Annotated in this window: 25 protein-coding genes and 1 tRNA gene; 14 read left to right on the top strand and 12 right to left on the bottom strand. The window is 66.9% G+C overall.

Features of this window, described 5'->3' with window-relative positions; translation table 11 throughout:
- From IHE46_RS01520 to IHE46_RS01505, 4 genes are all read right to left on the bottom strand, one after another.
- A complete protein-coding gene (locus IHE46_RS01520; protein WP_192162837.1) occupies window positions 1-3,618 on the bottom strand; it encodes a response regulator in 3,618 nt (1,205 codons plus the stop codon).
- Between the two features lie 118 nt (window positions 3,619-3,736).
- On the bottom strand, window positions 3,737-4,639 hold the full coding sequence (locus IHE46_RS01515; RefSeq protein ID WP_192162836.1) for a type II CAAX endopeptidase family protein: 903 nt from the start codon (window positions 4,637-4,639) through the stop codon (window positions 3,737-3,739).
- 87 nt (window positions 4,640-4,726) lie between these two features.
- Window positions 4,727-6,328, bottom strand: a complete 1,602-nt coding sequence (locus IHE46_RS01510; protein WP_192162835.1) for a peptide chain release factor 3 — start codon at window positions 6,326-6,328, stop codon at window positions 4,727-4,729.
- 151 nt (window positions 6,329-6,479) lie between these two features.
- On the bottom strand, window positions 6,480-6,980 hold the full coding sequence (locus IHE46_RS01505) for a hypothetical protein (protein WP_192162834.1): 501 nt from the start codon (window positions 6,978-6,980) through the stop codon (window positions 6,480-6,482).
- A 446-nt stretch (window positions 6,981-7,426) separates the two neighbouring features.
- Between IHE46_RS01505 and IHE46_RS01500 the strand changes: the two genes are divergently transcribed.
- Window positions 7,427-8,239: a glucose 1-dehydrogenase gene (locus IHE46_RS01500; RefSeq protein ID WP_192162833.1), complete on the top strand. Its 813-nt coding sequence runs from the start codon at window positions 7,427-7,429 to the stop codon at window positions 8,237-8,239.
- Window positions 8,240-8,269: 30 nt separating this feature from the next.
- On the opposite strand, the gene dinG is transcribed toward IHE46_RS01500, so the two are convergent.
- Both dinG and crp read right to left on the bottom strand, forming a co-directional pair.
- Window positions 8,270-10,366 carry an ATP-dependent DNA helicase DinG gene (gene dinG / locus IHE46_RS01495; RefSeq protein WP_192162832.1) on the bottom strand — a complete coding sequence of 699 codons (2,097 nt, stop codon included), beginning with the start codon at window positions 10,364-10,366 and terminating at the stop codon, window positions 8,270-8,272.
- A gap of 44 nt (window positions 10,367-10,410) precedes the next feature.
- Window positions 10,411-11,106, bottom strand: a complete 696-nt coding sequence (gene crp / locus IHE46_RS01490) for a cAMP-activated global transcriptional regulator CRP (RefSeq protein WP_192162831.1) — start codon at window positions 11,104-11,106, stop codon at window positions 10,411-10,413.
- Between the two features lie 249 nt (window positions 11,107-11,355).
- Here crp and speD point away from each other — a divergent pair, with 249 nt between their 5' ends.
- Window positions 11,356-12,141: an adenosylmethionine decarboxylase gene (gene speD, locus IHE46_RS01485; RefSeq protein WP_192162830.1), complete on the top strand. Its 786-nt coding sequence runs from the start codon at window positions 11,356-11,358 to the stop codon at window positions 12,139-12,141.
- Between the two features lie 37 nt (window positions 12,142-12,178).
- Window positions 12,179-12,508 (top strand): low molecular weight protein tyrosine phosphatase family protein, encoded by a 330-nt coding sequence (locus tag IHE46_RS01480; RefSeq protein ID WP_192162829.1) that lies wholly within the window; start codon window positions 12,179-12,181, stop codon window positions 12,506-12,508.
- Window positions 12,509-12,518: 10 nt separating this feature from the next.
- Here the strand turns inward: IHE46_RS01480 and coq7 are convergent, their stop codons facing one another.
- Both coq7 and IHE46_RS01470 read right to left on the bottom strand, forming a co-directional pair.
- Window positions 12,519-13,160 carry a 2-polyprenyl-3-methyl-6-methoxy-1,4-benzoquinone monooxygenase gene (gene coq7 / locus IHE46_RS01475; protein WP_192162828.1) on the bottom strand — a complete coding sequence of 214 codons (642 nt, stop codon included), beginning with the start codon at window positions 13,158-13,160 and terminating at the stop codon, window positions 12,519-12,521.
- On the bottom strand, window positions 13,157-14,344 hold the full coding sequence (locus IHE46_RS01470; protein WP_225562713.1) for a (Fe-S)-binding protein: 1,188 nt from the start codon (window positions 14,342-14,344) through the stop codon (window positions 13,157-13,159). The genes coq7 and IHE46_RS01470 overlap by 4 nt, the downstream gene beginning before the upstream one ends.
- 143 nt (window positions 14,345-14,487) lie before the next feature.
- Here IHE46_RS01470 and rplM point away from each other — a divergent pair, with 143 nt between their 5' ends.
- From rplM to IHE46_RS01455, 3 genes are all read left to right on the top strand, one after another.
- Window positions 14,488-14,916, top strand: a complete 429-nt coding sequence (rplM, locus tag IHE46_RS01465) for a 50S ribosomal protein L13 (RefSeq protein WP_192107329.1) — start codon at window positions 14,488-14,490, stop codon at window positions 14,914-14,916.
- Between the two features lie 9 nt (window positions 14,917-14,925).
- On the top strand, window positions 14,926-15,318 hold the full coding sequence (rpsI, locus tag IHE46_RS01460) for a 30S ribosomal protein S9 (protein ID WP_192162826.1): 393 nt from the start codon (window positions 14,926-14,928) through the stop codon (window positions 15,316-15,318).
- Between the two features lie 54 nt (window positions 15,319-15,372).
- Window positions 15,373-15,446: transfer RNA gene (locus IHE46_RS01455), tRNA-Gln, on the top strand.
- A 127-nt stretch (window positions 15,447-15,573) separates the two neighbouring features.
- Here the strand turns inward: IHE46_RS01455 and IHE46_RS01450 are convergent.
- The 3 genes from IHE46_RS01450 to IHE46_RS01440 form a co-directional block, all read right to left on the bottom strand.
- The gene (locus tag IHE46_RS01450) at window positions 15,574-15,981 is read right to left on the bottom strand and encodes a hypothetical protein (protein ID WP_192162825.1); all 408 of its coding nucleotides are present in this window, start codon (window positions 15,979-15,981) and stop codon (window positions 15,574-15,576) included.
- Window positions 15,978-16,469: an Mpo1-like protein gene (locus IHE46_RS01445; protein WP_225562712.1), complete on the bottom strand. Its 492-nt coding sequence runs from the start codon at window positions 16,467-16,469 to the stop codon at window positions 15,978-15,980. The genes IHE46_RS01450 and IHE46_RS01445 overlap by 4 nt, the downstream gene beginning before the upstream one ends.
- A 67-nt stretch (window positions 16,470-16,536) precedes the next feature.
- The gene (locus IHE46_RS01440; protein ID WP_192162824.1) at window positions 16,537-17,433 is read right to left on the bottom strand and encodes a phosphoribosylaminoimidazolesuccinocarboxamide synthase; all 897 of its coding nucleotides are present in this window, start codon (window positions 17,431-17,433) and stop codon (window positions 16,537-16,539) included.
- Between the two features lie 118 nt (window positions 17,434-17,551).
- On the opposite strand from IHE46_RS01440, the gene IHE46_RS01435 reads away from it, so the two are divergent.
- The 8 genes from IHE46_RS01435 (at window position 17,552) to IHE46_RS01400 (ending at window position 25,889) form a co-directional block, all read left to right on the top strand.
- Window positions 17,552-17,869, top strand: a complete 318-nt coding sequence (locus IHE46_RS01435; RefSeq protein WP_192162823.1) for a c-type cytochrome — start codon at window positions 17,552-17,554, stop codon at window positions 17,867-17,869.
- Complete coding sequence (djlA, locus tag IHE46_RS01430) at window positions 17,866-18,672, top strand: co-chaperone DjlA (RefSeq protein ID WP_192162821.1); 807 nt, start codon at window positions 17,866-17,868, stop codon at window positions 18,670-18,672. Before IHE46_RS01435 ends, djlA begins: the two co-directional genes overlap by 4 nt.
- A 92-nt stretch (window positions 18,673-18,764) precedes the next feature.
- Window positions 18,765-19,433 (top strand): ribulose-phosphate 3-epimerase, encoded by a 669-nt coding sequence (gene rpe, locus IHE46_RS01425; protein ID WP_192162812.1) that lies wholly within the window; start codon window positions 18,765-18,767, stop codon window positions 19,431-19,433.
- Window positions 19,434-20,276: 843 nt separating this feature from the next.
- Complete coding sequence (gene pdsR, locus IHE46_RS01420) at window positions 20,277-20,966, top strand: proteobacterial dedicated sortase system response regulator (protein WP_192162811.1); 690 nt, start codon at window positions 20,277-20,279, stop codon at window positions 20,964-20,966.
- A complete protein-coding gene (locus tag IHE46_RS01415) occupies window positions 20,963-21,535 on the top strand; it encodes a hypothetical protein (RefSeq protein ID WP_192162809.1) in 573 nt (190 codons plus the stop codon). The genes pdsR and IHE46_RS01415 overlap by 4 nt, the downstream gene beginning before the upstream one ends.
- Before the next feature lie 7 nt (window positions 21,536-21,542).
- Window positions 21,543-23,570 (top strand): ATP-binding protein, encoded by a 2,028-nt coding sequence (locus IHE46_RS01410; RefSeq protein ID WP_192162806.1) that lies wholly within the window; start codon window positions 21,543-21,545, stop codon window positions 23,568-23,570.
- Window positions 23,571-23,754: 184 nt separating this feature from the next.
- Window positions 23,755-25,230, top strand: coding sequence for an anthranilate synthase component I (gene trpE, locus IHE46_RS01405; protein WP_192162804.1), 1,476 nt, complete (start codon window positions 23,755-23,757; stop codon window positions 25,228-25,230).
- Window positions 25,227-25,889 (top strand): hypothetical protein, encoded by a 663-nt coding sequence (locus tag IHE46_RS01400; RefSeq protein ID WP_192162802.1) that lies wholly within the window; start codon window positions 25,227-25,229, stop codon window positions 25,887-25,889. Before trpE ends, IHE46_RS01400 begins: the two co-directional genes overlap by 4 nt.
- On the opposite strand, the gene IHE46_RS01395 is transcribed toward IHE46_RS01400, so the two are convergent.
- Complete coding sequence (locus IHE46_RS01395; protein ID WP_192162800.1) at window positions 25,886-26,701, bottom strand: N-acetylmuramoyl-L-alanine amidase; 816 nt, start codon at window positions 26,699-26,701, stop codon at window positions 25,886-25,888. The two genes, IHE46_RS01400 and IHE46_RS01395, sit on opposite strands and share 4 nt — an antisense overlap.
- Window positions 26,702-26,714 lie beyond the last annotated feature (13 nt).

Raw genomic sequence — 26,714 nt, 5'->3', positions numbered from 1 at the left:
TCAGCGGCGCAGCCAGACACGAATCATCGAGTTGAGCTTGTCGAGATCCACCGGTTTGGAGAGATAGTCGTTTGCGCCGGCGGCGAGGCATTGCTCGCGATCGCCGCGCATCGCCTTGGCGGTGAGGGCGATGATGGGCAGCTGCGCAAGCCGAGGCTGGGCGCGGATCTGCCGGATCGCCTCGTAGCCGTCCATGCCAGGCATCATGATGTCCATCAGCACAAGCTCCGGTGCGTCGTCCTCGTCCAGCATGCGCAGCGCCTTGGGACCATCCTGCGCCATGCTGACCTTGAGGCCCCAACCGCGCAGCACCTTCGACAGCGCGAACAGATTGCGCATGTCGTCGTCCACCAGCAGCAGGTGATGGCCCTGCAACCCGTCGGCGACGTCGGCCGCACTCGCGGAAGGTTGCTGGCGGATGCGGTGCAGGAACAGGCTGACTTCGTCCAGCAGCCGATCCGGCGAGCGCGCACCCTTGATGACGATGCTGTCGGTGTACTGGCGGATGCGCAGGTTCTCCTCGCGGCTGAGGTCGCGGCCGGAGTAGATCACCACCGGCGGCACGCTGCCGCCGGCAGCGAGACGTTCCAGCAGCTCCATGCCGGAGAGGCCGGGCAGGCCGAGGTCCAGCACGATGCAGTCGTAGGCGTTGGCGGCGATCCGTTCCAGGGCCTGCTCGGCGGAACCCGCCTCGTCGATCTCGACACGATCCTGCCGCAGCAGATTGCGCAGGGCCGTGCGCTCGGCGGCATCGTCGTCCACCACCAGCAGGCGGTGGATGCGGTCCTGGGCCACATGCAGCAGGCGATCGACTGCCGCGTTGATCTGCTCGCGGCTGACCGGCTTGGTAAGAAAGCCCACCGCGCCCAGCTCGCGGCTGTGCTCCGCGCCGTCGACAGCGGAGAGGAAATGCACCGGGATCGAGCGGGTGGCAGGATCGGCCTGCAGCCGTTCGATCACCGTCCAGCCATCGATGCCCGGCAACATCACGTCGAGCAGGATGCCCAGCGGGCGATAGCGGCGCGCCAGCTCCAGTCCGCTCTCGCCCTCGTTGGCCAGCAACATGGGGTAGCCCTTCTGGCGCACCATGTCGGCGAGGATGCGTGCGAAGGCCGGATCGTCCTCGATGATCAGGATGGGCGCTTCGTTCGAAGCGAGGCGTTCGCGATCGTCGGGCAGGCTGCCCGGCAGCAGCACCGGAACCGGCGCTGACCGCACCGGCATCACGGATGGCATCGGCGTGGCGGCTTCGCTTTGTTCGGGCAGCAGCAGCGTGAACTCGCTACCGCGGCCGCTTTCGCTGCGCAACGCGATGTCGCCGCCCAGCAGCTCGGCCATGCGCCGCGAGATGCTCAGGCCCAGGCCGGTGCCGCCGTAGTGGCGGCTGGTGCTGGAATCGACCTGCTCGAACGCGGCGAAGACTTTTTCCAGCTTGTCGGCGGGAATGCCGATGCCGGTGTCGATCACGCTGATCGCCAGCAGGGGCACGCCAGCCAGCGCCGCGGGCAGCGGCAGATCCGCGGCCGGGCGTTCGATGCGCACCTGCACCGAGCCGGAGGCGGTGAACTTGAATGCATTGGCCAGCAGGTTGTTGACGATCTGTTCGAGCTTGCCGAGATCGGTATGGATGCGCGAGGGCAGGCCATCGCCCACCTGCACGCTGAAGTTCAGGCCCTTGTTGAGGGCGACGTGGTCGAAGTTGCGGCGCAGGTTGCGCGCAAAGTCCTCCAGCGCATAGTCGTCCAGCGCCAGCTCCATCTTGCCGGCCTCGATCTTGGAAAGGTCGAGGATGTCGTTGATCAGACGCAGCAGGCTGCTGCCCGCGTCGTGGATGATCTGCGCCGATTCGACTTCTTCGGCATCCAGCCGGCCACCCGAGTTTTCCGCCAGGCTGCGCGAAAGGATCAGCAGGCTGTTCAGCGGCGTGCGCAGCTCGTGCGACATGTTGGCGAGAAACTCGCTCTTGTACTGGCTGGCGCGCGCCAGCTCGCGCGCCTTTTCGGCGGTCTCGGATTGCAGCGCTTCGAGCGTCTGCTTCTGTTCGTGCAGAGTGTCGCTCTGCAGTCGCAGCTCCTCGTTCGAGGCCTGCAGTTCCTCCGCCTGCACCCGCAGTTCCTCTTCGGAGACCAGCAGGCGTTGCGACTGTTCCTCCAGCTCCAGAGTCTTTGTGTGCAGGGTGTCGTTCGAATTGCGCAGCGCTTCCTGCTGCTGGCGCATGGTTATGCTGCTGACGCGCAGTTGGTCGGCCTGCTCCTGGGTCTGTTCCAGCAGATCCTGCGTGCGGACGGCTCGGCTGAGGTTGTCCAGCGACAGGGCGACCATCGGCAGCAACTGCTCCAGCAATTGCCGATGCAGTGCGGTGGGAGCTTCGAAGCCGGCGAACTCCAGCACGCCGATCAGGCGGTCGCGTAAGAGCACGGGGAGGATCAGCAGGTGGCGAGGCAATGCGCTGCCGCTGCCGGAAGCAACTCGCAGGTAGTCGTCCGGAAGCCGATCCAACTCGATCGGCTGGTGGCTCTGCGCGCACTGGCCTGCCAGCCCTTCGCCGGGCAGGTAGCGGACCGCGGGATCGGTACCCAGCTGCAAGCCGTAGCTGCCGATCAGGTCGAGTCGTCCGCTGGCCTCGTCGTGCAGGTAGAACAGGCCGACGCCGGCCTTCAGCAGGGGCATCAGCTCGCCGGTCAGCCGTTCGGCGAACGCACGGTGGCTGGCGGCCTCCTGCAATTGCCGCGCGATGGCCGCAACCTGGCTCTTCAGCTGTGCGTTGTCTTGCGTCGCGATCGACATCTCCTTGAACACCTGCAGCGCCCGGGCGATTTCACCGATCTCGTCGCGCCGCTCCACCTGGCGTATCTCGACGTTGTGATCGTGTTCCGCGAGCCGGTTCATCTGATCCGTGATGCGGCGCAGGGGGCGAGTGATCAGGCGGAAACACAGCGAAATCACCGACAGGCCCAGCAGGAGCATGAGCAGGGTGAACACCCCGTCGAGCACGCGGGTGCGCGTCATCAGGCTGTCCAGGCGTGCGGTGCGGCTGGACAGCAGATCCTGCTCGGTGGTGCCCATCAGGTCGAGCAGGGTGAGGACGTTGGTGGCCCCCGTACTGCGGCGCTCTATGTAGTCGGTCTGGAGGCTGTGCCGCTCCGTCGCCTGTTGCGCCGGATCGAGCGCGCCCAGTTTCGCCATTGGGGTGAGCACGCCGGCGTCCACTTCCTGGCGCCATTGCGTCGCCAGGTTTCCGAGTCGGTCGATGCGTATCTGCTGCAACGGATTGTCGGAAGTCAGTGTGCGCAGCTGGTTGGCGAGCGCGTCGAACTTCTGCATGCTGGCGAGGTAGGTATCGCGTCCCTCGACGCGCTGATCCAGCAGGTAGCCGCGGATGCCCACTTGGGCGGTCTTGGTCGCCTGCCGGATTCCGTCGATCTCCTGCAGCACCGAATAGGTATGCACATACCAGCGCCGCGCCACATCCTGCTGGCGCAGCGAATCCAGCGTGAGCAGGTTGGTGGCGAGCGATACGCCCAGCAGGAGCACGATGGCCAGCTGGATCTTGCGCTGGATCGGCTGGTTCGCCAGCCAGGAATACTTTCGATGATTCGTGCGGGTCGTCGCGGGCATGGTCGTCTCGCCGAACGTTTCGAAGAACTGGACGCCGCATGCCCCTGCCGAGTGCAGGGCTGCGGCTGTGCACAGGGTAACCGTTGCGGGCACCCGGCCATAGCGGGTGCCCGTTTGGTCAGCGCTTCCAGCTGGGCGGCACCAGCGTATGCCGCCGCAGCGCCACCGCCAGCAGGGCGATCGAGCACAGGGTGCACAGCGTCAGCGCCACCACGGAGGCCTCGGCGCCGAATGCGCCTCCGCTCAGCCAGGCGGGGCCGCTGCGCGTGGAGACCAGCCAGCCGTCGGCCTTCAGGCCGGAGACCGGGATGCCGTAGACCGTGCCCTGGCAGAAGTTCCAGGCCGCGTGCAGACCCATGCAGAGCGGCAGCGAACGGGTCACGTTGTACAGCAGGCCGAACAGCAGGCCGGCCTCGACCGTGATCGCCAGCGAACTCCAGAGCGTGGCACCCGGGTTGAAGATGTGCGCCACGCCGAAGAAGAGTGCCGACACGATCAGCGCCGCCCACGTGCCCAGCCCTTCCTCCACGAAACGGAACAGCACGCCGCGGAACATGATTTCCTCGCCCACGCCCGCTCCGACGCCCACCATCAGCAACGGCGTCACCCAATTGACCTGCGGATTGATGCCGGCGACGTGGTAGGCGCCCAGCAGCCACAGCACGCCGACCACGGCACTGAACAAGGCGGTGCCCGCCGCCAGACCGGCGAGGGCGCGCGACGGCGCGTTACGCGACAGCAGTTCGCTCGGCCTACGGCGTTCGATCAGGCAGGCCACCACCAGGTAGGCGACGAGGGCCGGCGCGATGCGGCCGACCATCTGGCCCAGTCCTGCCTGCAGCGGCGTGCCTTTGCTGGTCCATCCCAGTGCGTGCATGGCGAATTCCGCCAGCTTCACACCGGGGATGAACACGATCACGTAGGCCAGCAGCCGCGCGAACGGCGAAAACACCACCCAGCGTTGCCAACCCGGCGCGTCCGCGGGCGTGGTGAAGGCGACCTGCTGGCCGGAGACGATCATGGAAACCCCCTGTGGTTTTGGATGCGTGCGAGTCTGGCGATCGCCGCAGGCGGGCGACCAGTGACCTCAGTCATGCCCTGTCGGAGGTCACGCTTCGATGGCGGCGGCATGCTCGCGCGTGGCCGAGAAGCGCACCGCGGGCGAGCGCTCCTGCGCCAGCTGAAGGTTCACACGCGAAGGCGCGAGGTAGACCAGTTCGCCGGCGGCGTCGATGGCCAGGTTCATCGCGTTCTTCTCGCGGAACTCCTCCAGCTTCTTCGCGTCGTCGCAGTGCACCCAGCGCGCGGTGGACACGGTCACCGGCTCGAACGCGGCGTCCACGCCGTATTCGTCCTTGAGGCGGTAGGCCACCACGTCGAACTGCAGCACGCCCACTGCGCCGAGGATCAGGTCGTTCGACATCAGCGGGCGGAAGAACTGCGTGGCGCCCTCCTCGGACAGCTGCGCCAGGCCCTTCTGCAGCGCCTTCATCTTCAGCGGATCGCGCAGGCGCGCGCGGCGGAACAGTTCCGGCGCGAAGTTGGGAATGCCGGTGAACGACACCGGCTCGCCCTCGGTAAAGGTGTCGCCGATGGAGATGGTGCCGTGATTGTGCAGGCCGATCACGTCGCCCGGGTAGGCGGTTTCCACGATCTCGCGGTCGCTGGCCATGAAGGTGAGCGCATTGGCGATGCGCACGTCCTTGCCGGTGCGCGTCTGGATCATCTTCATGCCGGCGCTGTAGGTGCCCGAGCAGACGCGCATGAAGGCCACGCGGTCGCGGTGCGCGGGATCCATGTTCGCCTGGATCTTGAACACGAAGCCGGTGAGCTTCTCCTCTTCCGGCTGCACTTCGCGCGTGGTAGTGGTGCGGGCGCGCGGCGCGGGCGCGTGTTCGACGAAGAAGTCCAGCAGCAGCTGCACGCCGAAGTTGTTCACCGCCGAGCCGAAGAACACCGGCGTGAGCTTGCCGGCGAGGTAGTCATCGAGATCGAACGAGGGCGCGGCGCCCTGCACCAGCTCCAGCTCCTCGCGCAGCTCGGCCAGCGCCTCGCTGCCGAGGGCTTCTTCAAGACCCGGGGCGTCCAGGCCCTTGAAGATGGTGGAGTCCTGCCGCGTGAAGTTCTTGCCCTGCTCGAACAGGTGCACCTCGTCGAGCAGCAGGTGGTACACGCCCTTCAGCCGCTTGCCCATGCCGATGGGCCAGGTCAGCGGCGCGCAGGCGATGCCGAGTACGGATTCCACTTCGTCCAGCAGTTCGATCGGCGATTTGCCTTCACGGTCGAGCTTGTTGATGAAGGTCATGATGGGCGTGTCGCGCAAACGGCACACTTCCATCAGCTTGATCGTGCGTTCCTCCACGCCCTTGGCGCAGTCGATCACCATCAGCGCCGAGTCCACCGCGGTGAGCACGCGGTAGGTGTCCTCGGAGAAGTCCGCGTGGCCGGGCGTGTCGAGCAGGTTGACGATCTTGCCCTCGTACGGGAACTGCATCACCGACGAGGTCACCGAGATGCCGCGCTCCTTTTCCAGCGCCATCCAGTCCGAGGTGGCATGGCGCGCGGCCTTGCGGCCCTTCACCGAGCCGGCCATCTGGATCGCGCCGCCGAACAGCAGCAGCTTTTCCGTCAGCGTGGTCTTGCCCGCGTCGGGATGGCTGACGATGGCGAAGGTGCGGCGGCGGCGGGTTTCGGAGAGGTGGGTGGACATGGCGGCAATTCAGCTGGAGCGCAAACCGGCAATTGTAGCTTGGTTTGGCTCATGGCCCGGAAACACCCGAGCCGTCTATGTCCGTTATTCGCCAAGGGCAAACACTGCGGTGCGCTTTATCCAGAGTGCGATTCCGTATGGAATTCCTGCTTCAGCTTTGTTGATTCTTTGCAGCGCAGGAGATCATCGTCTGTGCCAAAGAATCGAAGTCGGCCAGCATGCCGGAAAGCAAAATTTTTCGCCCGGCGCGGATGGATAGAGTCAACTCTGCACTCCTGCTGCCTCTCTTGAGGTTTGCGGCAACGATGTCACGCAGATCAATTTGGCGCTTGAAGTAGGCTCCGGCAGACAGGTGTCCATCGTTGATCACGACCCTGTATTTCAGCAGATAGAATCCGAATGCGACGACTAGCGCCGCAATGATCCAAAAGAAGCTTGCGAAAGTGAGGAAATCCATGTCCCCTTTTGCACCAGGCAAGAATGGGGCGCCCAGGAAAAGCACGGCTATGCCGAACATCATGTAACCGAGGGCAGCCGGGAACTTGTAAATCTCGGCGTTTCCAACCTTGAGATGATGCTCTCTTGCGCCGATCAACATGACGCCAGTGAGCGTCAGTCCCGTGAAAAAAGGGACAAGTGGACTCAGACTCATTGTCTAGACCTCCTTTTCATGTCGAGTGGTTCGATCCGCAGTTGGTTACACACGTGCTGGATATGGTTGTTAATGGGTGCTTCGGGTGGCAGAAATCTTTGGCCCCTTAATTCTTCTGCCCAGATTTTAGTTCAGTGTAGTAGCGGCTTTCGACCGGCATGATCTTGCCCATGTCGGGATGTCTGGCGGTAGCGAAGGTGCGGCGATGGCAGACTCCGGCGAAATGGATAGACACAAAAGGGCACCAATCGATGTATCAGCCTCTCTGGCCTGAACAGGCCCGATGGCACTGACCCTGTGGGATTGCATCATTCGAGTCATCTTTGGGACTATCGGAATCTCCATCGAAGCTGCGGAGCAGCGTGCCATGAACACGTCCAGGCAATAAGCGAATGGCAGGCGCTCATGCGCCTCGCTTTCCATGACTTTTTGCTGGGGACGCAACCATGGGTCGTCTGAAGGGCAAGATCGCGCTGGTGACTGGCGCGGCAAGGGGAATCGGTGCCGCCATCGCAGCGGCTTTCGTCAATGAAGGTGCGTCGGTCTACGTGACCGACATCGATGTCGTGCGCGGCGGCGCCGAGGCGTCGCGGCTTGGCGGGGCGGCGGCGTTCCTGCCGCTGGACGTGCGCGAGGAGACGCATTGGCGGCAAGCGGTCGACCGGGTGCTGGCGCGCTCGGGCCGACTCGACGTGCTGGTGAACAATGCCGGCATCACCGGATTCGAGACCGGTTTCGTGCCGCACGACCCGGAACATGCCAGCCTCGCCGAATGGCGGCGCGTGCACGCGACCAACCTGGATGGCGTGTTCCTTGGCTGTCGCGAGGCGATCCGCGCCATGCGCGCGACTGGCTCGGGTTCGATCATCAACATCTCGTCGCGCTCCGGCGTGGTCGGCATCCCGGCCGCCGCCGCGTACGCATCTAGCAAGGCGGCGGTGCGCAACCACACCAAGAGCGTGGCGCTTTACTGCGCCGAACAAGGGCTGCGCGTGCGCTGCAACGCCATCCACCCGGCCGCGGTGCTCACGCCGATGTGGGAGCCGATGCTTGGCAGTGGCCTGGAGCGCGAAGCCAACATGGCGGTCTTCGTCAAAGACACGCCATTGCGGCGCTTTGGGAGGCCGGAGGAAGTGGCGGCCATCGCCGTCCTGCTCGCTTCGGACGAGGCGACCTACATGACCGGCAGCGAACTGCACATCGACGGCGGCATCCTGGCCGGTTCCGCCGCCTCGCCGGGAGGCAGGGCGGGAACCTGATCTTCGGCAAGCTGTGGCCGCAGTCCGTGGCTATCTCTCGATCACCCGCCTGAACGGCGGCAACGCCCGCAACATCCCCGCCCCATAGCGCTTGGTCACCACCCGCCGGTCCAGCAGCACGATGCGGCCGCTGTCGCTCTCGTTGCGGATCAGGCGGCCGCAGTACTGGGTGAGCAGGCGCGTGGCTTCGGGGATGCTCACCTCGATGAAGGGGTTGCGGCCGCGCGATTCCAGCCACTCGGCGTAGGTGGCGCCCACCGGGTCGGTGGGTACGGCGAACGGCAGTTGGGTGATGACCACGGTTTCGCACAGCTTGCCGGGCAGGTCGAGGCCTTCGCCGAAGCTGGCGAGGCCGAACAGGGTGCTGCCCTTGCCGGCCTCTACGTCGCCGATGTGTTCGGCGATCAGCTGCGTCTTGCCCAGCGAACCCTGCGCACGCACCTTGCGCACCTTGTCGATCGGCAGGCGCTGCAGCACGCGGTCGAGCTTGGCGCGCGAAGTGAACAGCACGAGGTTGCCGGCGTTCCAGTCGAGGTGTTCGGCCAGCCAGTCGCTGATCGCCTGCGCATGCTCCTCGCGCGCGTCGGGCAGCGCGTCCATGGCCGGCACTTCGAGCTGCGCCTGCGCGGCGAGATCGAAGGGCGAAGGCAGGCTGAGCGTGGCCGCGTCGTCGGGCAGGCCCACCGCATCGGCATAGCCGCGGAAGTTGCCGCCCGCACTCAACGTGGCCGAAGTGAGCACCACACCGCTGGCATTGCCCCACAGCACGCTGCGGAGCAGGCCCGCAGCGGACACCGCCGATGCGTGGCAGACCAGCTGCTGATCGCCGGTGAGGGTGACCCAGCGCGCCAGCGGCGGCATCTGGTCGGGATCTTCCATGGCCCATGCCTGCCAGCACCCGGCCTGCTTGCCTATGCGTTCCAGCGCGATGCCGAGCTCGCGCGACAGCGCCTCCTGCGTGGGGCCGCCGTCGGTCATCTCCACCACCGCACGGCGCACGGCGGCCAGCCAGCGCTGCACTTCGCTGGCCTGCAGGCTGAGCATGCGTGCGTGTTCGACCCATGCCTCGGGCAGGCGGCCCAGCGAGCCGCGGTACATCGGCTCGGTCTCGGCGTGATCGGGCAGCCAGCCGAGGCGGATTTCTTTTTCCAGCGACTCGAGCGCGTCGCTCAGCTCCTGCAGTTTCGCGTCGCCGGCATCCAGGGTGAGCTTGCCGAGGCTTTCCTTGTCGGTGAGCGAATAGGCCGCGTGCACCTGCCGCCCGAGTCGGCTCAGCTGGCGCACGGTGGCGGCCATGTGCACGTCGGAGGCGCCGCGGTCGATGGCCTTGCCGGGGATGTGGTGGGCTTCGTCGAACACGTACAGCGTTTCGTCCGGGCGCGGCAGGATCACGCCGCCCCAGTTGTCGTCGTCGCCCGGCATGGTGAGGTCGGCCAGCACCAGGTCCTGGTTGGCCACGATGACGTCGGCGTCGTCCACCGCGCGGCGCGCCGCGAAGAACGGGCAGATCATGAAGTGGCCGCACTTGCGGTTGGTGCAGCCGCCGGCGCTGGTGGTGAGCATGGGGCGCAGCAGGTCGCTCACGGGCTCGGGTGCGGCATCCATGTCGCCGTTCCATTGGCCCTCGTCGAAGGCCTGCGCGAGCTTGGACAAGGCCTGCTTGTCGCGTTCGGCGGGCGGCTTGCTCCACAGCGCGAGGTCGGCATCGAAACCGAAGCCCGATTGCGCCGGGCCGGCGAGGCTGTTGCGTGCCATGGCCAGGTTGCGCGGGCACAGGTAGCGGCCGCGACCCTTGGCCAGCGCCACCTTGGCCGTGTGGCCGGAGAGCTGCAGATAGAGCGGAATGTCGCGTTCGACCAGCTGTTCCTGCAGAGCCACCGTGGCGGTGGCGATCAGCAGCTTCTTCTTCTGCGCACGGGCCACTTCATGGCCGGCGATCAGGTAGGCCATGGACTTGCCGGTGCCAGTGGGCGCCTCGATGGCGGCGACGCCGCCTTCGCTGGCCAGCGCCTTGGCCACTTCGGCGATCATCTTTCCCTGCGAGGCGCGCGGGCGGAAGCCCGGCAGGCCGTCTTTCAGGCGCGCATAGGCGGCGCGGATGGCGTCCTTGGTGGTGTCGGCGAGCATGGGCCGGCCATGATACAGGCAGGCCGCATGCCGCCGGTGCGGATTCAGCGCGTGCCGCGCACCACGATGGTCTTGCCCGAGACGTCGATCATGCCCTGCTCTTCGAGCTGCTTGAGCACGCGGCCGACCATCTCGCGCGAGCAGCCCACGATGCGGCTCACTTCCTGCCGCGAAATGCGGATCTGGGTGCCGTCGGGATGGCTCATCGCGTCCGGCTCCTCGCACAGGTCGAGCAGGGTGCGCGAGATGCGGTTGGTGACGTCCATGAAGGCCATGCGGCTCACCTGGCGCGAGGTGCGCAGCAGGCGATGGGTGAGCTGGGAGCCGATGGCGAACAGGATCTTGGGGCATTCCTCCGCCAGCGGACCCTTCAGCAGCGTGAACAGGCGCTCATAGCTGACTTCGGCCATCTCGCACACGCTGCGCGTGCGCACCACCGATTCGCGCTGCGCCTGTTCCACGAACAGGCCCATCTCGCCGATGAACTGGCCCCGGCTGATGTAGGCCAGGATCAGCTCGCGGCCCTGTTCGTCCTCGGTGCACACGGCCAGCGAGCCGTCGATGACGTAATACAGCGTGTTGGCCGGGTCACCGGGACGGATGATCGCGGTCTTGCCGGGATAGCGGCGGCGATGGCACAACGCCAGGAAGCGCTCCATCGAAGCCGGGTCCGGTGCAAACGCGAGCGGTGCCTGCGAACGTTCGAAGGCCTGCTGAAGCTGATATTTGAGTAGCGCCACGTTGTTTTGTACCCCTTGGATGGTGCCCGCACCCCATCATCCCATTATGTCAAAGCCGGATGGATTGACGGAGGTTCTGTTTTTCAAGATTTTGCCGCATACTTCGCAGTCTTTCGCTCATGGCGGGTAGCCGTGGGTGTTCGCCGGATCGTGGGAGACAAGGGTCCCCATCGTCCGAATTCCCGCGGGGACCCTTGGTGCTAACCCGCCTCATCTGCTGATCGTTAGATTCGGTCATGGAGAGTCGTCGTGGTCAAGCCTTTGCCCCGCCTGCGCCTGCAGGGTTTCAACAACCTCACCAAGGCCCTGAGCTTCAATATTTATGACATCTGCTATGCGGTGTCGGAAGAGCAGCGCCAGCGCTATATCGAATACATCGACGAGCAGTATGACGCCGATCGCCTCACCCAGATCCTCACCGACGTGGCCGAGATCATCGGCGCGAACATCCTCAACGTGGCCCGCCAGGACTACGACCCGCAGGGTGCCTCGGTCACCATCCTGATCTCCGAGGAGCCCATCGTCGAGAAGCTCGGTCGCGATTCGATCGCCGGTGCGGTGGTGGCGCACATGGACAAGAGCCACATCACCGTCCACACCTATCCCGAAACGCACCCGCACAACGGCATCGCCACCTTCCGTGCGGACATCGACGTGGCCACCTGCGGCGTGATCTCGCCGCTGAAGGCGCTGAACTACCTGATCGACAGCTTCGAGTCGGACATCGTGGTGTGCGACTACCGCGTGCGCGGCTTCACCCGCGACGTGAAGGGCAAGAAGCACTTCATCGACCACAAGATCAACTCGGTGCAGGACTACCTGGCGCGCCACATCCGCCAGAAGTACGAGATGTTCGACGTCAACGTGTACCAGGAAAACATGTTCCACACGAAGATGCACGTGAAGGACTTCGACCTCGATACCTACCTGTTCGACGCCCACGCGGACGACCTCTCGTTCAAGGAGCGCCAGCGCATCGAGTCGCTGCTGCGCCGGGAGATCGAGGAGCTGTTCCACGGCCGCAACCTGATGTGACGAAAGACCCGCCGCAAGGCGGGTTTTTTCTTTGCCCATGACGCTACACGTGCTCTTCGTCTGCAGCCGCAACCGCCTGCGCAGTCCCACGGCGGAGGCGGTATTCGCCGGCGTGCGTGGCGTGGAAACGGATTCCGCGGGCTTGGCGCCGGATGCGCAGACGGTGCTCGACGCGGCGCAGGTGGACTGGGCCGATCTCGTCGTGGTCATGGAGCGCCAGCACAAGGCGCGGCTGGTGCAGAAGTTCGGTGCCCGGCTCAGGGGCAAGCGCGTGGTGTGCGCGGATATCCCGGATCGCTACGACTGCATGCAGCCCGAACTGGTGGCATTGCTGGAACGGAAGATCGGTCCGCTGCTCACCGGTTGAGGCAGCGGGCTCAGACCCGGTACGCCACCGTCTTCATCACCATCGAGCTGGCCTGCATCAGCTGCGGGATCGGGAACGGCAGGTCGATGCCGCCGCGCGCCTGCGCATCCTGCCCGTGGCGCACTTCGTCGGCCTGCATCTGCGCCAGCACGGCGCGTGAGCGTTCGTCCTGCGCTGGGAGGCGATCCAGGTGCTCGGCCAGGTGTGCTTCCACCTGGCGCTCGGTTTCCACCACGAAACCCAGGCTCACCGCGTCGCCAACCAGCGCGGCCAGCGCGCCGATGGCGTAGCTGCCGGCGTACCACAGCGGGTTGAGCAGGCTGGGGCGGCTGTCCAGTTCCTTCAGGCGTTCGGCGCACCACGCGAGGTGGTCGGTTTCCTCGGCGGCGGCGTGCAGCAGGTGTTCGCGGTTCGCCTCGTTGCGGGCCAGGGCGGCCTGGCCGTCGTACAGCGCCTGCGCGCAGACCTCGCCAGTGTGGTTGATGCGCATCAGGCCGGCGGCATGGCGACGTTCGGCGTCGTCCAGCTCCGCATCGGCGGTGCCGCGGGCGGGCGAGGGACGGTTCGCCTCCGGTGCGCCGGACACGGTCTCCAGCGCGCGTTCGATGCCGGCGAGCAGGCGGTCCAGCGGGCCGAGCGTGCGTGCGTTCATGGGCGATCCTCCAGTTGCTGCGCCAACAGGCTCAGCGGGTGCTGCGTGGTCCAGTGCTTTGCGTCGTCGCCGGCGGCGAGATGCAGGCGGCAGCCGATATTGGACGACAGCAGCCGCGCCGGCGCCAGCGCGGCGAGCGGCTGCAGCGCGGCTTCGCGCAACTGCGCCGCGCGTTCGGGAAATTCCAGCAGATGGCTGCCGGCCGCGCCGCAGCAGCTTGGCGGCCGCGGCAGCGACGCGACTTCGAGCTGCGGCACGCGGTGCAGCAGCTTCAGCATCGCGGTCTCGCTGCGCGCCACGTTGGCCTGGGTGCAGGGCAGGTGCACCGCCACGCGCAGCGGCAGTGGACGGAAGCGCAGGCGTTCGGCGCGTTCGGCCAACAGGGTCAGCGGATCGAGCACGGGGACATTGGGCAGTGCCTGGCGCAGCGTACCGAGACAGCCGGACGTCACGCTCAACAGGCGCGTGGCGCCGCTCGCCTCCCATGCTTGCCGCACGCGCCGGGCGGCTTGCTCCGCCCCCGCGGTTTCGCCGCCGTGCAGATCCATCGCGCCACAACAGAACGCGGGCAGCACGTGGATGCGGTAGCCGGCGGCGCGCAGCAGAGTCAGCGCCGCCTGTTGCGCCTCGGCATCCTCGACGCTGGCCACGCAGCCGGGGAACAGGGCGAGTTCGGCGCCGGCCGCATCGCCTCGCGGCAACGGCAACGGTGACGTGGCGGGCAACAATCCAAGCGCGGTGCGCCACGGCGAATAGGGCGGCAGGTGGCGGGCCAGTGCACGACTCCAGCGCGTTGCACCGAGCGCCGCGCCGATCCGGCGCAGTGCGCGCAGCAGGCGTGGGCGCTGCAGCAGGCCCAGCAGGCCCAGCAGGAGCCGGGGGCGCTGCGGTGCGGGGCCAAGCAGGGCGCGCGTTCCGATCAGCAGTTCGTCGTAGCGCACTTCGGCGGGGCAGGCCCGCTGGCAGCTCAGGCAGCCCAGGCAATGGTCCAGATGGGCGCGCAGTTCCGCCGTGGGCTCCGCCGCGCCGCGGGCCAGCGCGGCGGCGATGGCGATGCGTCCGCGCGGCGATTCCGACTCGCTGCGGTCCAGCGCGTAAGTAGGGCAGGCGGGCAGGCACAGGCCGCATTGCACGCATTGATCAGCCAGTTCCGAGATGCGTGTAGGGGGCTGTTCAAGTGCCATGTCGGGCATGCTATCATCGCCGGCCCACAGCCCACCCACTCGGTGGACTTGCGCAGGCGGTGACAGCTTCGCTATCATTCCGCCTCTTTGCTTCACCGATTAATGTGCAACCGCCCTCGCTGGCGGCATACGGGTATCTCGAAATGAAAACTTTCAGCGCCAAGGCAGAAAGCGTCAAGCGCGACTGGTTCGTGGTGGACGCCACCAACAAGACGCTCGGTCGCCTGTCGACCGAAATCGCGCGTCGCCTGCGCGGCAAGCACAAGCCTGAGTTCACCCCGCACGTGGACACCGGCGACTACATCGTCGTGGTCAACGCACAGAAGGTGGCGGTCACCGGCGCCAAGCTGGACGACAAGATGTATCACCGCTTCACCGGCTACGTCGGCAACCTCAAGACCACCAGTCTGAAGGACATGCTGGCCACCCACCCGGAGCGCGTGATCGAGATCGCCGTCAAGGGCATGCTGCCGAAGAACGCACTGGGCCGCGAGATGTATCGCAAGCTCAAGGTGTACGGCGGCGCCGAGCACCCGCACACCGCGCAGCAGCCGCAGGCGCTGGAAGTTTAAGGAACCATCATGGCGATTCAGCAGAATTACGGCACCGGCCGCCGCAAGACCTCCGCCGCCCGCGTGTTCCTGCGCAAGGGCACCGGCGCGATCGAAGTCAACGGCAAGACCCTCGACCAGTTCTTCGGTCGCGAGACCTCGCGCATGATCGTGCGCCAGCCGCTCGAACTGACCCAGAACACCGACAAGTTCGACATCAAGGTCACCGTTGAAGGCGGCGGCATCACCGGCCAGGCCGGCGCGATCCGCCTCGGCATCGCCCGCGCGCTGATCGAGTACGACGAAACCCTGAAGTCGCCGCTCCGCAAGGCCGGCTTCGTGACCCGCGACGCTCGCGAGGTCGAGCGCAAGAAGGTCGGTCTGCACAAGGCCCGCCGCGCCACCCAGTTCTCGAAGCGCTAATCGCGCTTCGACGTGCGGCGCTCCAGGTCAGAGCGCGCCGACACGCAAGGGTTTTGGGAGATCGTCTAACGGTAGGACAACAGACTCTGACTCTGTTTATCTAGGTTCGAATCCTAGTCTCCCAGCCAAACAAAAAACCCCGCCGATGGCGGGGTTTTTTGTTTGGCTGGGAGATACGAGGCATCGATCTGCAGGAACAAATTGGATCGCTGCGGCAAGCCCGTCCGGGGTGCGCACAACACGAGTCCGTATCCCTCAGACCAAACTGGTCGCCACCCCAAACCCCACCGCCATCACCACGCCCACCGCCAGGCATGCGCTCCCCGGTCGCACGCGATGCGCATCCGTCCGCGGCGTCAACCGCCACACCAACACCACGCCCACCAGCATGTCCGCCACCAGCGCCCAGCGCAGCAGGCCGGAAGCGAGCAGGGCGCGGAACGGAGGATGCAGGTGGCCTTCGTATGCGGCCACGCCCACGACCAGCAGCATGCCGAGCAGCGTCCACAGCAGGCAGGCGAGGTAGACGCGGTTGAACACCACGTTGCAGCGTTCGGTCCAGCGCAGCACGACCCAGGCGATCAGTGCGCAGAACAGCGCGGCGATGCTGCCGTAGAGCACCCACCACACCAGGCTGCTGAGGACGGTGAGCAGGGCATTCATGCGACGTGCTTGAAGCCGAGCCGGCGCAGCAGCTTGGACATCAGCCAGGCCGGGCCGATCAGCAGGTAGGCGAGGTCGGTGAGGAAGCTGGGCTTGCGGCCTTCGAATTTGTGGCCGATGAACTGGCCGATCCACGCCACCACGAACACGCCGACGGCGAGCCAGCAGAGGTCGGTCGCGCCCAGTTGCGCATACAGGAAGTTGGTGAGCAGGCCGAGCGCGGCGAATGCGACCAGCAGCGCCAGCGCCAGCGTGCGCGAACGCTTCCAGTACCAGTAGAACGCCAGCACCATCACCGCCACCGCCCAGGCGCCGGGGCGCAACCATGTCCGCGGTACGGGGATCGCCCACAGTAGTGCGATCACCGACCAAACGATGGGCGGTACGCAGCACCAGTGGAAAACCTGGTTCACCGGGTTGCGGTGGTCGTTGCTGTAGCTGTCCAGCCAGTCCTGCATGCTGCGCTGGTTGGCGGCCTGCGTGGTCATGGTGTGCTCCCCGATGGGTCAGGGGTGCAATAGCAACATGCAAGCGACAGCCATCGCAAGCGGAGAATCAGTCCAGCCGGATGCCCGCCAACCGCTCCAGCGCTTCGGCGTACTTGGCGGCGGTGTGCGCGATTACCTCGTCGGGGATCACCGGGCCGGGCGCGGTCTTGTTCCACGGCTGGGTTTCCAGCCAGTCGCGCACGAACTGCTTGTCGTAGCTGGGCGGGCTGATGCCCACCTGGTAGCTGTCGGCGGGCCAGAAGCGCGAGGAGTCCGGCGTGAGCATCTCGTCCATCACGTAGAGCTTGCCGTCGGCATCGGTACCGAACTCGAACTTGGTGTCGGCGATGATGATGCCGCGCTCGGCGGCATAGGCGGCGGCCCACTGGTAGATGGCCAGCGTGGCGTCGCGCACCTGCTCGGCCAGTTCGCGGCCCACCGCGTTCACCACGGCGTCGAAGCTCACGTTCTCGTCGTGGTCGCCCACGGCGGCCTTGGTCGAGGGCGTGAAGATCGGCGCGGGCAGCTGCTGCGCCTGCTTGAGGCCCGCGGGCAGCGCGATGCCGCACACCGTGCCGGTCTTCTGGTAGTCCTTCCAACCCGAGCCGATGATGTAGCCGCGCGCGATGGCTTCCACCGGCACCGGCTTCAGGCGGCGCGTGACCACGGCGCGCTTCTCGTAGAGTGCGAGGTCGGTGCCGGGCGGCAGCACGTCGGCCAGCGGCACGTCGAGCAGGTGGTTGGGCACCAGGTGCGCGGTCTTGCCGAACCAGAAGTTGGAGATCTGCGTGAGCATCTCGCCCTTGCCGGGAATCGGGTTGGGCAGCACCACGTCGAACGCGGAGAGCCGGTCGGTGGCCACCATCAGCAGTCGCTGGTCGTCCAGCGCATAGACGTCGCGCACCTTGCCGCGATGGATCAGTTCCAGGCCGGGCAGGTTCGATTGCGGCAGGGTGGTGGGCACGACGGCGGTTCCGTGGGACGAATGGGGAACGCGCATTGTAGCGGCTGACGCAGGCATCGCCGCGGTGAAAGGCGGGTCGCGCTGCTAGAATTCGCGGCTTTGGGCCCGGCTTCCGTCGATGCGCATCCTGTTGATCACGGCACTCTGCCTTGTCGTCGCCTTTCCGGGCTTCGCGCAAACGGTATCTCCCAAGCCGTCACGGCTGGGTCTGTGCGCGGCCTGCCATGGCGAGAACGGCGTGGCGGTGATGCCGGGCGCCCCCAACCTTGCCGGGCAGCGGCTGGATTACCTGCGCGTGGCGCTGAAGCATTACCGCGACGGCAGCCGCGACGTGCCGGTGATGCGCGCAGCCATCGGCCCGCTCAGCGATGCCGAGCTGGATGCCGTGGCGCGCTGGTACAGCGAACAAACCCCGGCGTCGGCGGCCAAGCCATGAGTTTCACTTACACCCTGTGGTTCGGCTTCTTCGGCCTGCTGATCGGCCATCTGCCCGGTGCGGTCACCGGCGCAATCATCGGCTTCGTGTTCGACAACCTGCGTCATAGCCAGCGCAAGCAGGCCACGCCGGAGGCGGGCGGTTTCATCGGGCCGCTGTTCGCCCTGCTCGGTGCGGTGGCGAAATCCGATGGCCGCGTTTCCGAGGCGGAAATCGCCATCGCCGAACGCATGATGACGCGCATGGGGCTGGATACAGCGCAGCGCCAGCAGGCCATTGCCAGCTTCAACGCGGGCAAGCAGCCCGAGTTCGACGTGACGCCCACCATCGATGAGCTGCGCCGCTGGGCCGGCCTGCGCCGCGACCATGCCTTCCCGGTGCTGGACGTGGTGATCGACACCGTGCTCGCCGAGGGCAATCCGGCGCCGGAGAAGATGGCGATACTGCACCAGCTCGCCTTCGCCCTGCGCGTCAGCGACATGGAGCTGATGGCGCTGATGGCCATGAAGGGCTATGCGTGGAACGCGGGCGGCGCGCGCGGCCGCGGCGGCCAGGGTTACGGCGGTGGCGGTTACGTGCCGCCGCAGCGCAATACTCAGGGACCCGATCCCTACACGGTGCTCGGCATCGACCGCAGCGCCGACGACCGCGCCGTGAAGCGCGCCTATCGCAAGCTGATTTCCGAACACCACCCCGATCGGCTCGGCGACCTGCCCGAGACCATGCGCAGACAGGCCGAGGCCCGCGCCAGCGAGATCAACGCGGCCTATGAGCGGATCAAGGCGGAACGCGGTTTCAAGTAAGGGTGCACTCCGTGCGCGAAAAGCCGACGAAGCGGTGACGCCGTAAACTTCCATCGCGCACAGGGTGCGCTCCCATTTTCAGAGCCGACGCCATGAGCAAGCAGAGCCCCATCATCGCCCCCTCCATTCTCGCCGCCGACTTCGCACGGCTGGGCGAGGACACCGCCGCGGCGCTGGCCGCGGGCGCGGACTGGGTGCATTTCGACGTGATGGACAACCATTACGTGCCCAACCTCACCATCGGACCGATGGTGCTGCAGTCGCTGCGCAAGTACGGCATCACGGCGCCGATCGACGTGCACCTGATGGTGAAGCCGGTGGACCGCATCGTGCCCGACTTCGCCAAGGCCGGCGCCACGCTGATCAGTTTCCACCCCGAAGCCAGCGAACACGTCGACCGCACCATCGGCCTGATCAAGGATTCGGGCTGCAAGGCCGGCCTGGTGTTCAACCCGGCTACTTCGCTGGATTGCCTGGATTACGTGCTCGACAAGCTCGACCTCGTGCTCATCATGTCGGTGAACCCCGGTTTCGGCGGCCAGAAGTTCATCCCGATGGCGCTGGAGAAGCTGCGCCGCGTGCGCCGGATGATCGACGAGCGCGGTCTGTCCGTGCGGCTGGAAGTGGACGGCGGCGTCACCGCGGAAAACATCGGCGCCATCGCGGCAGCGGGTGCGGACACCTTCGTCGCTGGCTCGGCGATCTTCCATGCCAAGGACTACCGCGCCGAGATCGCCGCGATGCACGCGGCCATCGGCTGAGCCCGGGCTGCCAGCAACAGAAAAGCCGCGGAAGCGGCTTTTGATCTCGCGCAGGCGGTGTCCGGGGGATGGCGACCGCAAAAAGCCCCGGCGCAGGAGAGCCGCACCGGGGCAAACGTCATTGCATGACGTGCGAGGAGACACCATCGACCGGCGCCATGGCGCGGTTACGGTCACCGGGGAGGGGAATTCGATACCGTATCCGCGCCATCCACGGCAATGGAGAAGCGCCAGTCCCTAAATCAGACAGGGGGCTGAGGGATTGGTTCCCGGGAAAGTCACCGGAAGCGGTTTTCGGCGGATCTTCTGAAGAGAGTGGCTCTGGATAGCCGTTTCCCGGCCTTTGCGTTCATGGATGAATACACGACCGCGACCGAAAAAAATCCCCTCGCGAGGAGGGGATTGAAGGAATCACCATGGTTGGAGGAAGGGGTGATGGGATGGGCCGTTGTGCGGGGCGTTCGTGTCCCGCGGCCGGCACGCTTCCGTGCGCACCGGCCGCACTCTGGCCCTTCCACGGGATTCAGTGCAGTCCCAGCAGCAGGCCCAGCAGCAGCGCGCCTACCGCCAGCGTCACCCGCAGCGGCTCGAAGCCGCGCAATTCGGCGTTGGGGTCGCGATCGGTGGCTTCGGTACGGGGCATTTCGGCGTTCCGGTGGGAGTTGGGTACATCTCACGCCGCAACGCGGCCGCGCGGGCGGCGCGAGTGAGGCGGCTTGCCGCCCATTCGTGGCAAAACGCGGGCAACGTGAACGCGCGGCTTGCGCCGTCGGCGTGCGCATAGCACGCTGCGCGCCATCGCATCGCAACATCGCATCGCGCCATCGAAACAGGGAGCCGCCCATGGGCCGCAGCATTGCCATCGTCGAGGACGAACCGCTGATCCGCGCCAACTACGTCGAGGCGCTCAACCGCTTCGGCTACGACACCCGCGGCTACGGCTCGCGGCAGGAAGCGTCGAACGCATTCGCGATCAAGCTGCCGGAGCTGGTCATCATCGACATCGGCCTCGGCGACGAGCCGGAAGGCGGCTTCGACCTGTGCCGCGAGCTGCGCGCGAAATCCGCCACGCTGCCGATCATCTTCCTCACCGCGCGCGATTCGGATTTCGACGTGATCTCCGGCCTGCGCCTCGGCGCCGACGATTACCTGAGCAAGGACACCAGCCTGCACCAGCTTGCCGCGCGCATTGCCGCACTGTTCCGGCGCATCGAGTCGCTGAAGGCGCCGATGGCCAGCGAGACGGTGATCGAGCACGGTCCGCTGAAGATGGAATCCGAGCGCATGCGCATCACCTGGGGCGGCGTGGAAGTGCCGCTCACCGTCACCGAGTTCTGGATGGTGCACACCCTGATCCGCTTCCCCGGTCACGTGAAGAACCGCGACCAGCTGATGCGCGAAGCGGAGCTGGTGGTGGACGACGCCACCATCACCTCGCACATCAAGCGCATCCGCAAGAAGTTCATCGCGGTGGCGCCGGAGTTCGATGCCATCGAGACCGTGCACGGCGTGGGCTATCGGTGGAGGCCGTGAGCGTGCGTCGCCTGCTGGCCTTGATCCTGCTCGTTTCCTGCACCTTCGCTGCGGCAGCGCAAACCGGCGACGACATGCTGGCCCACGGCGCGCGCGATGGCGATGCGCCGGCCTGGGCGATCGCGGTGGCGAGCCCGCCGGGCTGGACCCGCGACTGCTGCATGTACGCCAAGGCCATCGGCGTCGACGCCGTGCTCTACCAGGGCGAGTGGACGGGCAAGCCCGAGCGCGTGATGGTGCTGAACACCTGGTCGCGCAAGCTGGCGACGCTGGCCGACGAAGTGGCGGCCGACCGCAAGCAATACCTGCAGCGCGACGCCAGGGGCAAGGCCACCGACCTCCGCATCGACAACCCGCACATGCCCTGCGCCGGCGTGCTGTACCAGGGAGGCGACCGCATCGACGACGTGGTGGTGTTCTGCGACCCAGGCCAGGCCAGCGGCATCCGCCTGAGCTGGTCGATGAGCTTCGCCGACGGCGACGCCGCGCAGAAAGCCCTCCTGGAAGCCTTCATGCAGGTGGCGACCAACGCGCGTTACGAGCGCTACGTCGAGCCGAAGAAGCATTGATCGCGCGATGAACCTCCGCCGCAAGCTGCTGCTCGTCGCGCTGTGCACGCTGGCGCTGCCGGTGGCCGGATGGCTGTACGTGCGCCAGATGGAGGCATTGCTGCGCGAAGGTCAGGCGCAGGCGCTGGTCGCCTCGGCGCGTGCGGTGGCGCGTAGCCTGGTGGTGACGCATGCCGTGCTGCCGCAGGGCGATGCGGCGTGGTACGTGGAGCAGGCGGTCGATCCGATCACCGTGGACGGCTATGGCGACGATTGGGCGCCGCTGACGCCATGGAGCCAGTCGTTCGGCACGCGCGGCAAGCTGATGCTGGCCGAGGATGCGAACAGCCTGTACCTCTATGCCGAGGTGCGCGATACCCGGCGCACCCGCGCCGACACGATGGATGGCGCGAATGCGCTGGCGGCCGATCACCTCAACCTGGTGCTCGGTGGCGCGGCGGGGACGCAGCATTACCTGCTGGAAAGCGACGCGCCCGGCGCGATCACGGCCAAGGCGCTGGATGCACCCGTGGCCGGGTTGCCCGCGGAATTCCCCGCGCAGTGGCAGGAGGACGGCAGCGGCTTCCGCGTCGAGCTGCGCCTGCCGCGCAGCCTGTCGCTGCAGGCGCTGGGCATCGGCGCCTACGTGGCGGCGGACGGCGGCGATCGCATGGCGGCGGAAACGCGGCCCTTGCTGGATTATTCGCCCGTGCTTTCCAGCGAGCTCGTCAGCCTTGCACCGGATCGCACGCAGGCGCGCGTGCTGTCGCCGCAGGGCTGGTTGCTGGCGCGCAGCGGCAAGCTGGAAACGGCATCCGGCGTGCAAGGCCAGCCGGGCTGGTTCGCCTCGCTGGTCTACCGCTCGCTGCTGGCCACCCGATTGGAGGATGCCAATCTGTGGGCGCAGGACGTGCCGCGGCTGGACACGCCGGAGGTGCAGCGCGCCCGCACCGGCCGGCCGGTGAGCGTGTGGCGCAGCGGCGAGGAGCGCGGCAGCGTGGTGCTCTCGGCGGCGGTGCCTATCGAGCAGGACGGCAAGCTCGTGGGCGTGCTGCTGCTGGAGCAATCCAGCCGTGCGGTGCCGCTGCTGGCCAACCGCGCGCTGTTCGGCCTGCTGCTCACCAGCTTCGGCGTGCTGCTGGTGGCCGGCGCGATCCTGCTGCTTTTCGCCACGCGCCTCAGCCTGCGCCTGGGCCGTCTGCGCAACGCGGCCGAGCGCGCGCAGCTGTCGGATGGACGTCTGGACGGCTTGTTCGAACGGGGCCGTTTCCCGATGACCGATGCGCCGGACGAGATCGGCGACCTGGCACGCAGCTTCGAAAAACTGTTCGAGGCGGTGGACGGTTACACGGACTACCTGCGCACCCTGGCCTCCAAGCTGTCGCACGAACTCAACACGCCGCTGGCCATCGTGAAGTCCTCGCTGGACAACCTGGAACACATCCTGCTGGAGCAGGCCGAATTGCCGCCGGATGCCGAACCCTACCTCGCGCGTGCCCGCGACGGCGTGGCGCGGCTGGGCGCGCTGGTGCGCGCGATGAGCGAGGCCAGCCGCATGGAGCGCGCCATCGCCGCCGCCGAACCGGAGGACGTGGACCTGCGCGAGGTGGTGCGCGGTTGCGCGGCAGCCTATCGCCCGCTGGCCGGCATGCGGCGACTGGAATGCGTGCTTCCCGATACGCCGCTGCGCCTGCACTGCGCACCCGAGCCCATCGCGCAGGCGCTGGACAAGCTGTTCGACAACGCGCTCTCGTTCACCCCGACGGATGGCTGGCTGCGCCTGTCGCTGCACGCCATCGATGGCGGCGCCGAGATCGAGCTGGCCAACCAGGGGCCCCCGCTGCCCGCGGCCATGCAGGGGCGCCTGTTCGATTCGCTGGTGAGCCTGCGCGACAAGGCCACGCCGGGCGATGCGCCGCACCTCGGCCTCGGGCTGTACGTGGTGCGGCTGGTGGCCGAGCGCCATGGCGGTGTCGCCAGTGCGCGGAATCTCGACGACGGCAGCGGAGTGGCTTTCAGCCTGCGATTGCATGGGATGCCGCGGCAGCGACTTTAGGGCTGTGTGTCGGGCTCTTTCGCGGGCTTGGAAACTTGCGGCAAGCAACAATTCCCAGGCGTCTCGAAAGCGGGGGCAGCAAAGCCGGCAATTCCGGACAGGCCGGATTTCGTATGGATGTCCATCCGTAAACCCGCGCCGCCCTGCTATCGTGTGCAACCCGTTTCCGTGAAATGGTCAATCCGTGATCTCCCGTAGCGATTTCGACGCGCTGGCCGCGCAGGGCCACACCCGCATCCCGCTGGTGCGCGAGGTGTTTTCCGACCTCGACACGCCGCTGTCGGTGTACCTGAAGCTGGCCGACGGCCCGTACACCTTCCTGTTCGAGTCGGTCGAGGGCGGCGCCACCTGGGGTCGCTACTCCATCATCGGCCTGCCGGCGAAACGCGTGTACCGCCTGCGCGGGCACGAGCTGGAAGTGGAGGACTCGGGCGAAATCGTCGAGCGCCGCCATCTCGAGGACCCACTGGGCGAGATCGAGAAGCTGCGCCAACAGTACGACGTGCCGCGCCTGCCGCAGCTGCCGGCGTTCAGCGGCGGCCTGGTCGGCTACTTCGGCTTCGAGACCATCGGCTACATCGAACCGCGCCTTGCGCAGTGGGACCGCGCCGACGAGCTGGGCACGCCCGACGTGCTGCTGATGCTGGCTGAGGAAGTCGCGGTGTTCGACAACCTCAAGGGCCGCCTGTACCTGATCGTGCACGCCGACCCGTCGCAGCCGCAGGCGTATGCGCGCGCGCAGCGCCGGCTCGACGCGCTGGTGCACCGCCTGCGCCAGGGCGGCGCGGCGTATCCGCATCTCACGCAATCCGTCGCGCTGGACGAAGGCGACTTCACTTCCTCCTTCACCAAGGAGGAGTTCGAAGCGATGGTGGAGCGCGCGAAGGAGTACATCCGCGCGGGCGACATCTTCCAGGTGGTGCCTTCGCAGCGCCTGAGCGTGGGTTTCAACGCGCGGCCGGTGGACGTGTACCGCGCGTTGCGCGCGCTGAACCCGTCGCCCTACATGTATTTCGTCGACCTCGGCGGCACGCAGATCGTGGGCTCCTCGCCGGAGATCCTGGCGCGGCTGAAGGACGGCAAGGTGCTGGTGCGGCCGCTGGCCGGCACGCGCAAGCGCGGCGCCACCGAGGAAGAGGACCAGGCGCTGGAAGCCGAGCTGCTCGCCGATCCCAAGGAGCGCGCCGAGCACGTGATGCTGATCGACCTGGGCCGCAACGACATCGGCCGCATCAGCGAGACGGGCACGGTGGAGGTGAGCGAATCCTTCGCGATCGAGCGCTACTCGCACGTAATGCACATCGTCTCGCAGGTGCAGGGCACGGCGAAGCCGGACCTGAGCTACATGGACGTGCTCAAGGCCACTTTCCCGGCCGGCACGCTGAGCGGCGCGCCGAAGATCCGCGCGCTGGAGATCATCCAGGAGCTGGAACCGTACAAGCGCAACATCTACGCCGGCGCGATCGGCTGGATCGGCTGGTGGGGCGATGCCGACACCGCTATCGCGATCCGCACTGCGGTGATCCAGGACGGTCGCCTGCACGTGCAGGCCGGCGCCGGCATCGTCTACGACTCCGATCCCGCCGCCGAGTGGGAGGAGACCATGAACAAAGGGCGTGCGCTGTTCCGCGCGGTGGCGCAGGCGGCGCAGGGGTTGTGAGTACCTGCCCGCGATACCTCGCGGCATGTGGCGCGCTGGTGCTGGCGGTCGCACCCGTCGTCGCCGCGCGAGACAGCTGGCCGGACACACCGCTCGCCCGCACGCAAGCGCTGGCCGAACTGCAGACGCTCAATGCCGAACTGCTGAGCCATCCCAGCGCCACGCTGACCCTGGAGCACTGGTGCGGCGAACATCACCTGGCGGCGCAGGCGAAGATCCTGGCGCATCGCGTGCAGGGCGAAGACAAGCCGCTGCCGCCGGACGGGCGCGCACTGCTTGGCATAGCCGCAAGCGAACCGGTGCGCTACCGCCGCGTGCAGCTGGCCTGCGGCGACACGGTGCTTTCCGACGCCGACAACTGGTACGTGCCGTCCCGGCTGACGGCGGCGATGAACCGGCAGCTCGACACCAGCGACGTGCCGTTCGGCAAAGTAGTGCAGCCGCTGCATTTCCACCGCCAGACGCTTTCCGCCGACCTGCTGTGGTCGCCGTTGCCGCAGGGCTGGGACAGCGGTGCGGCGCTGCCGCCGGCAAGCGGCCAGCCATTGGCGATACCGCAGCACGTGCTGCAACACCGCGCCTTGTTGTACACGCAGGACAACCAGCCCTTCAGCCTGGTGGTGGAGAGCTACACGGCGAGCGTGCTGGCCCGTCCTTAGTTGGTGGGCGCCTGCGGCGAAGGTGCGGTGCAGGTGTTGGCGCTGGGCTCGATCTGCTGCGCGAGGTTGTAGAGGATGCGCAGATCCTGCGCATCCAGCGTGTCGCCCTCCATGCCACGGAAGTGGTGATGGAAGGAGCGCACGGCGGCGGCGCGATCGTCCAGCGCATAACCGACCACGGCCATCGCCATCCACGGATCGAAACCGGGCGGCGGATCGCACAGCGGCGCGTGCGGCCAGCGGCCGAAACCGGCATCGGCGAGTTGCTGCCACGGGAACAGCGGGCCGGGATCGTCCTTGCGGCCGGGCGCGAGATCCTCGTGGCCGATGATCTGCGTGGGCGGGATATGCAGTCGGGTGGTGAGGTCGGCCAGCAGGCGCAGCAGGCTGGCGATCTGCGGCTGCGCGAACGGCGAGTGGCCGTCGTTGTCCAGCTCGATGCCGATGGAGGCGGAGTTGAGGTCGGTGATGGTGCCCCAGCGTCCCGGCCCGGCCTGCCATGCGCGCAGCTGGTCGGGCACCAGCTGGTAGACGTGGCCGTCGCTGCCGATCAGGTAGTGCGCACTCACCGGACCGCCGCTGTTGCGCGTGCGCAGGGTGTCCAGCGCTTCCTGCGCGGAGTGCTCGTCGGTGAAGTGCAGCACGATCAGCACCGGCCGGCGGATGTCGTAGTTCGGCGAAGGCACCCAGGTCGCCAACGGATTGCGGGGCGGCGCGTGGGCGCAGGCGGCGAGCAGCAGAAAGGCGGCCAGCAGTGCCGCAAGGCGGACGATGGCGAAGCGGCTGCGCGGCGTGTCGGGCGAGGCGTGCATGGATGCGATGTCC

It is taken from the genome of Rhodanobacter sp. DHG33 (genome assembly GCF_014843005.1).
GTDB lineage: Bacteria > Pseudomonadota > Gammaproteobacteria > Xanthomonadales > Rhodanobacteraceae > Rhodanobacter_A.
The sequence above is the reverse complement of the archived record's forward strand: the minus strand, read 5'-3'. Positions and strand labels throughout refer to the sequence as shown.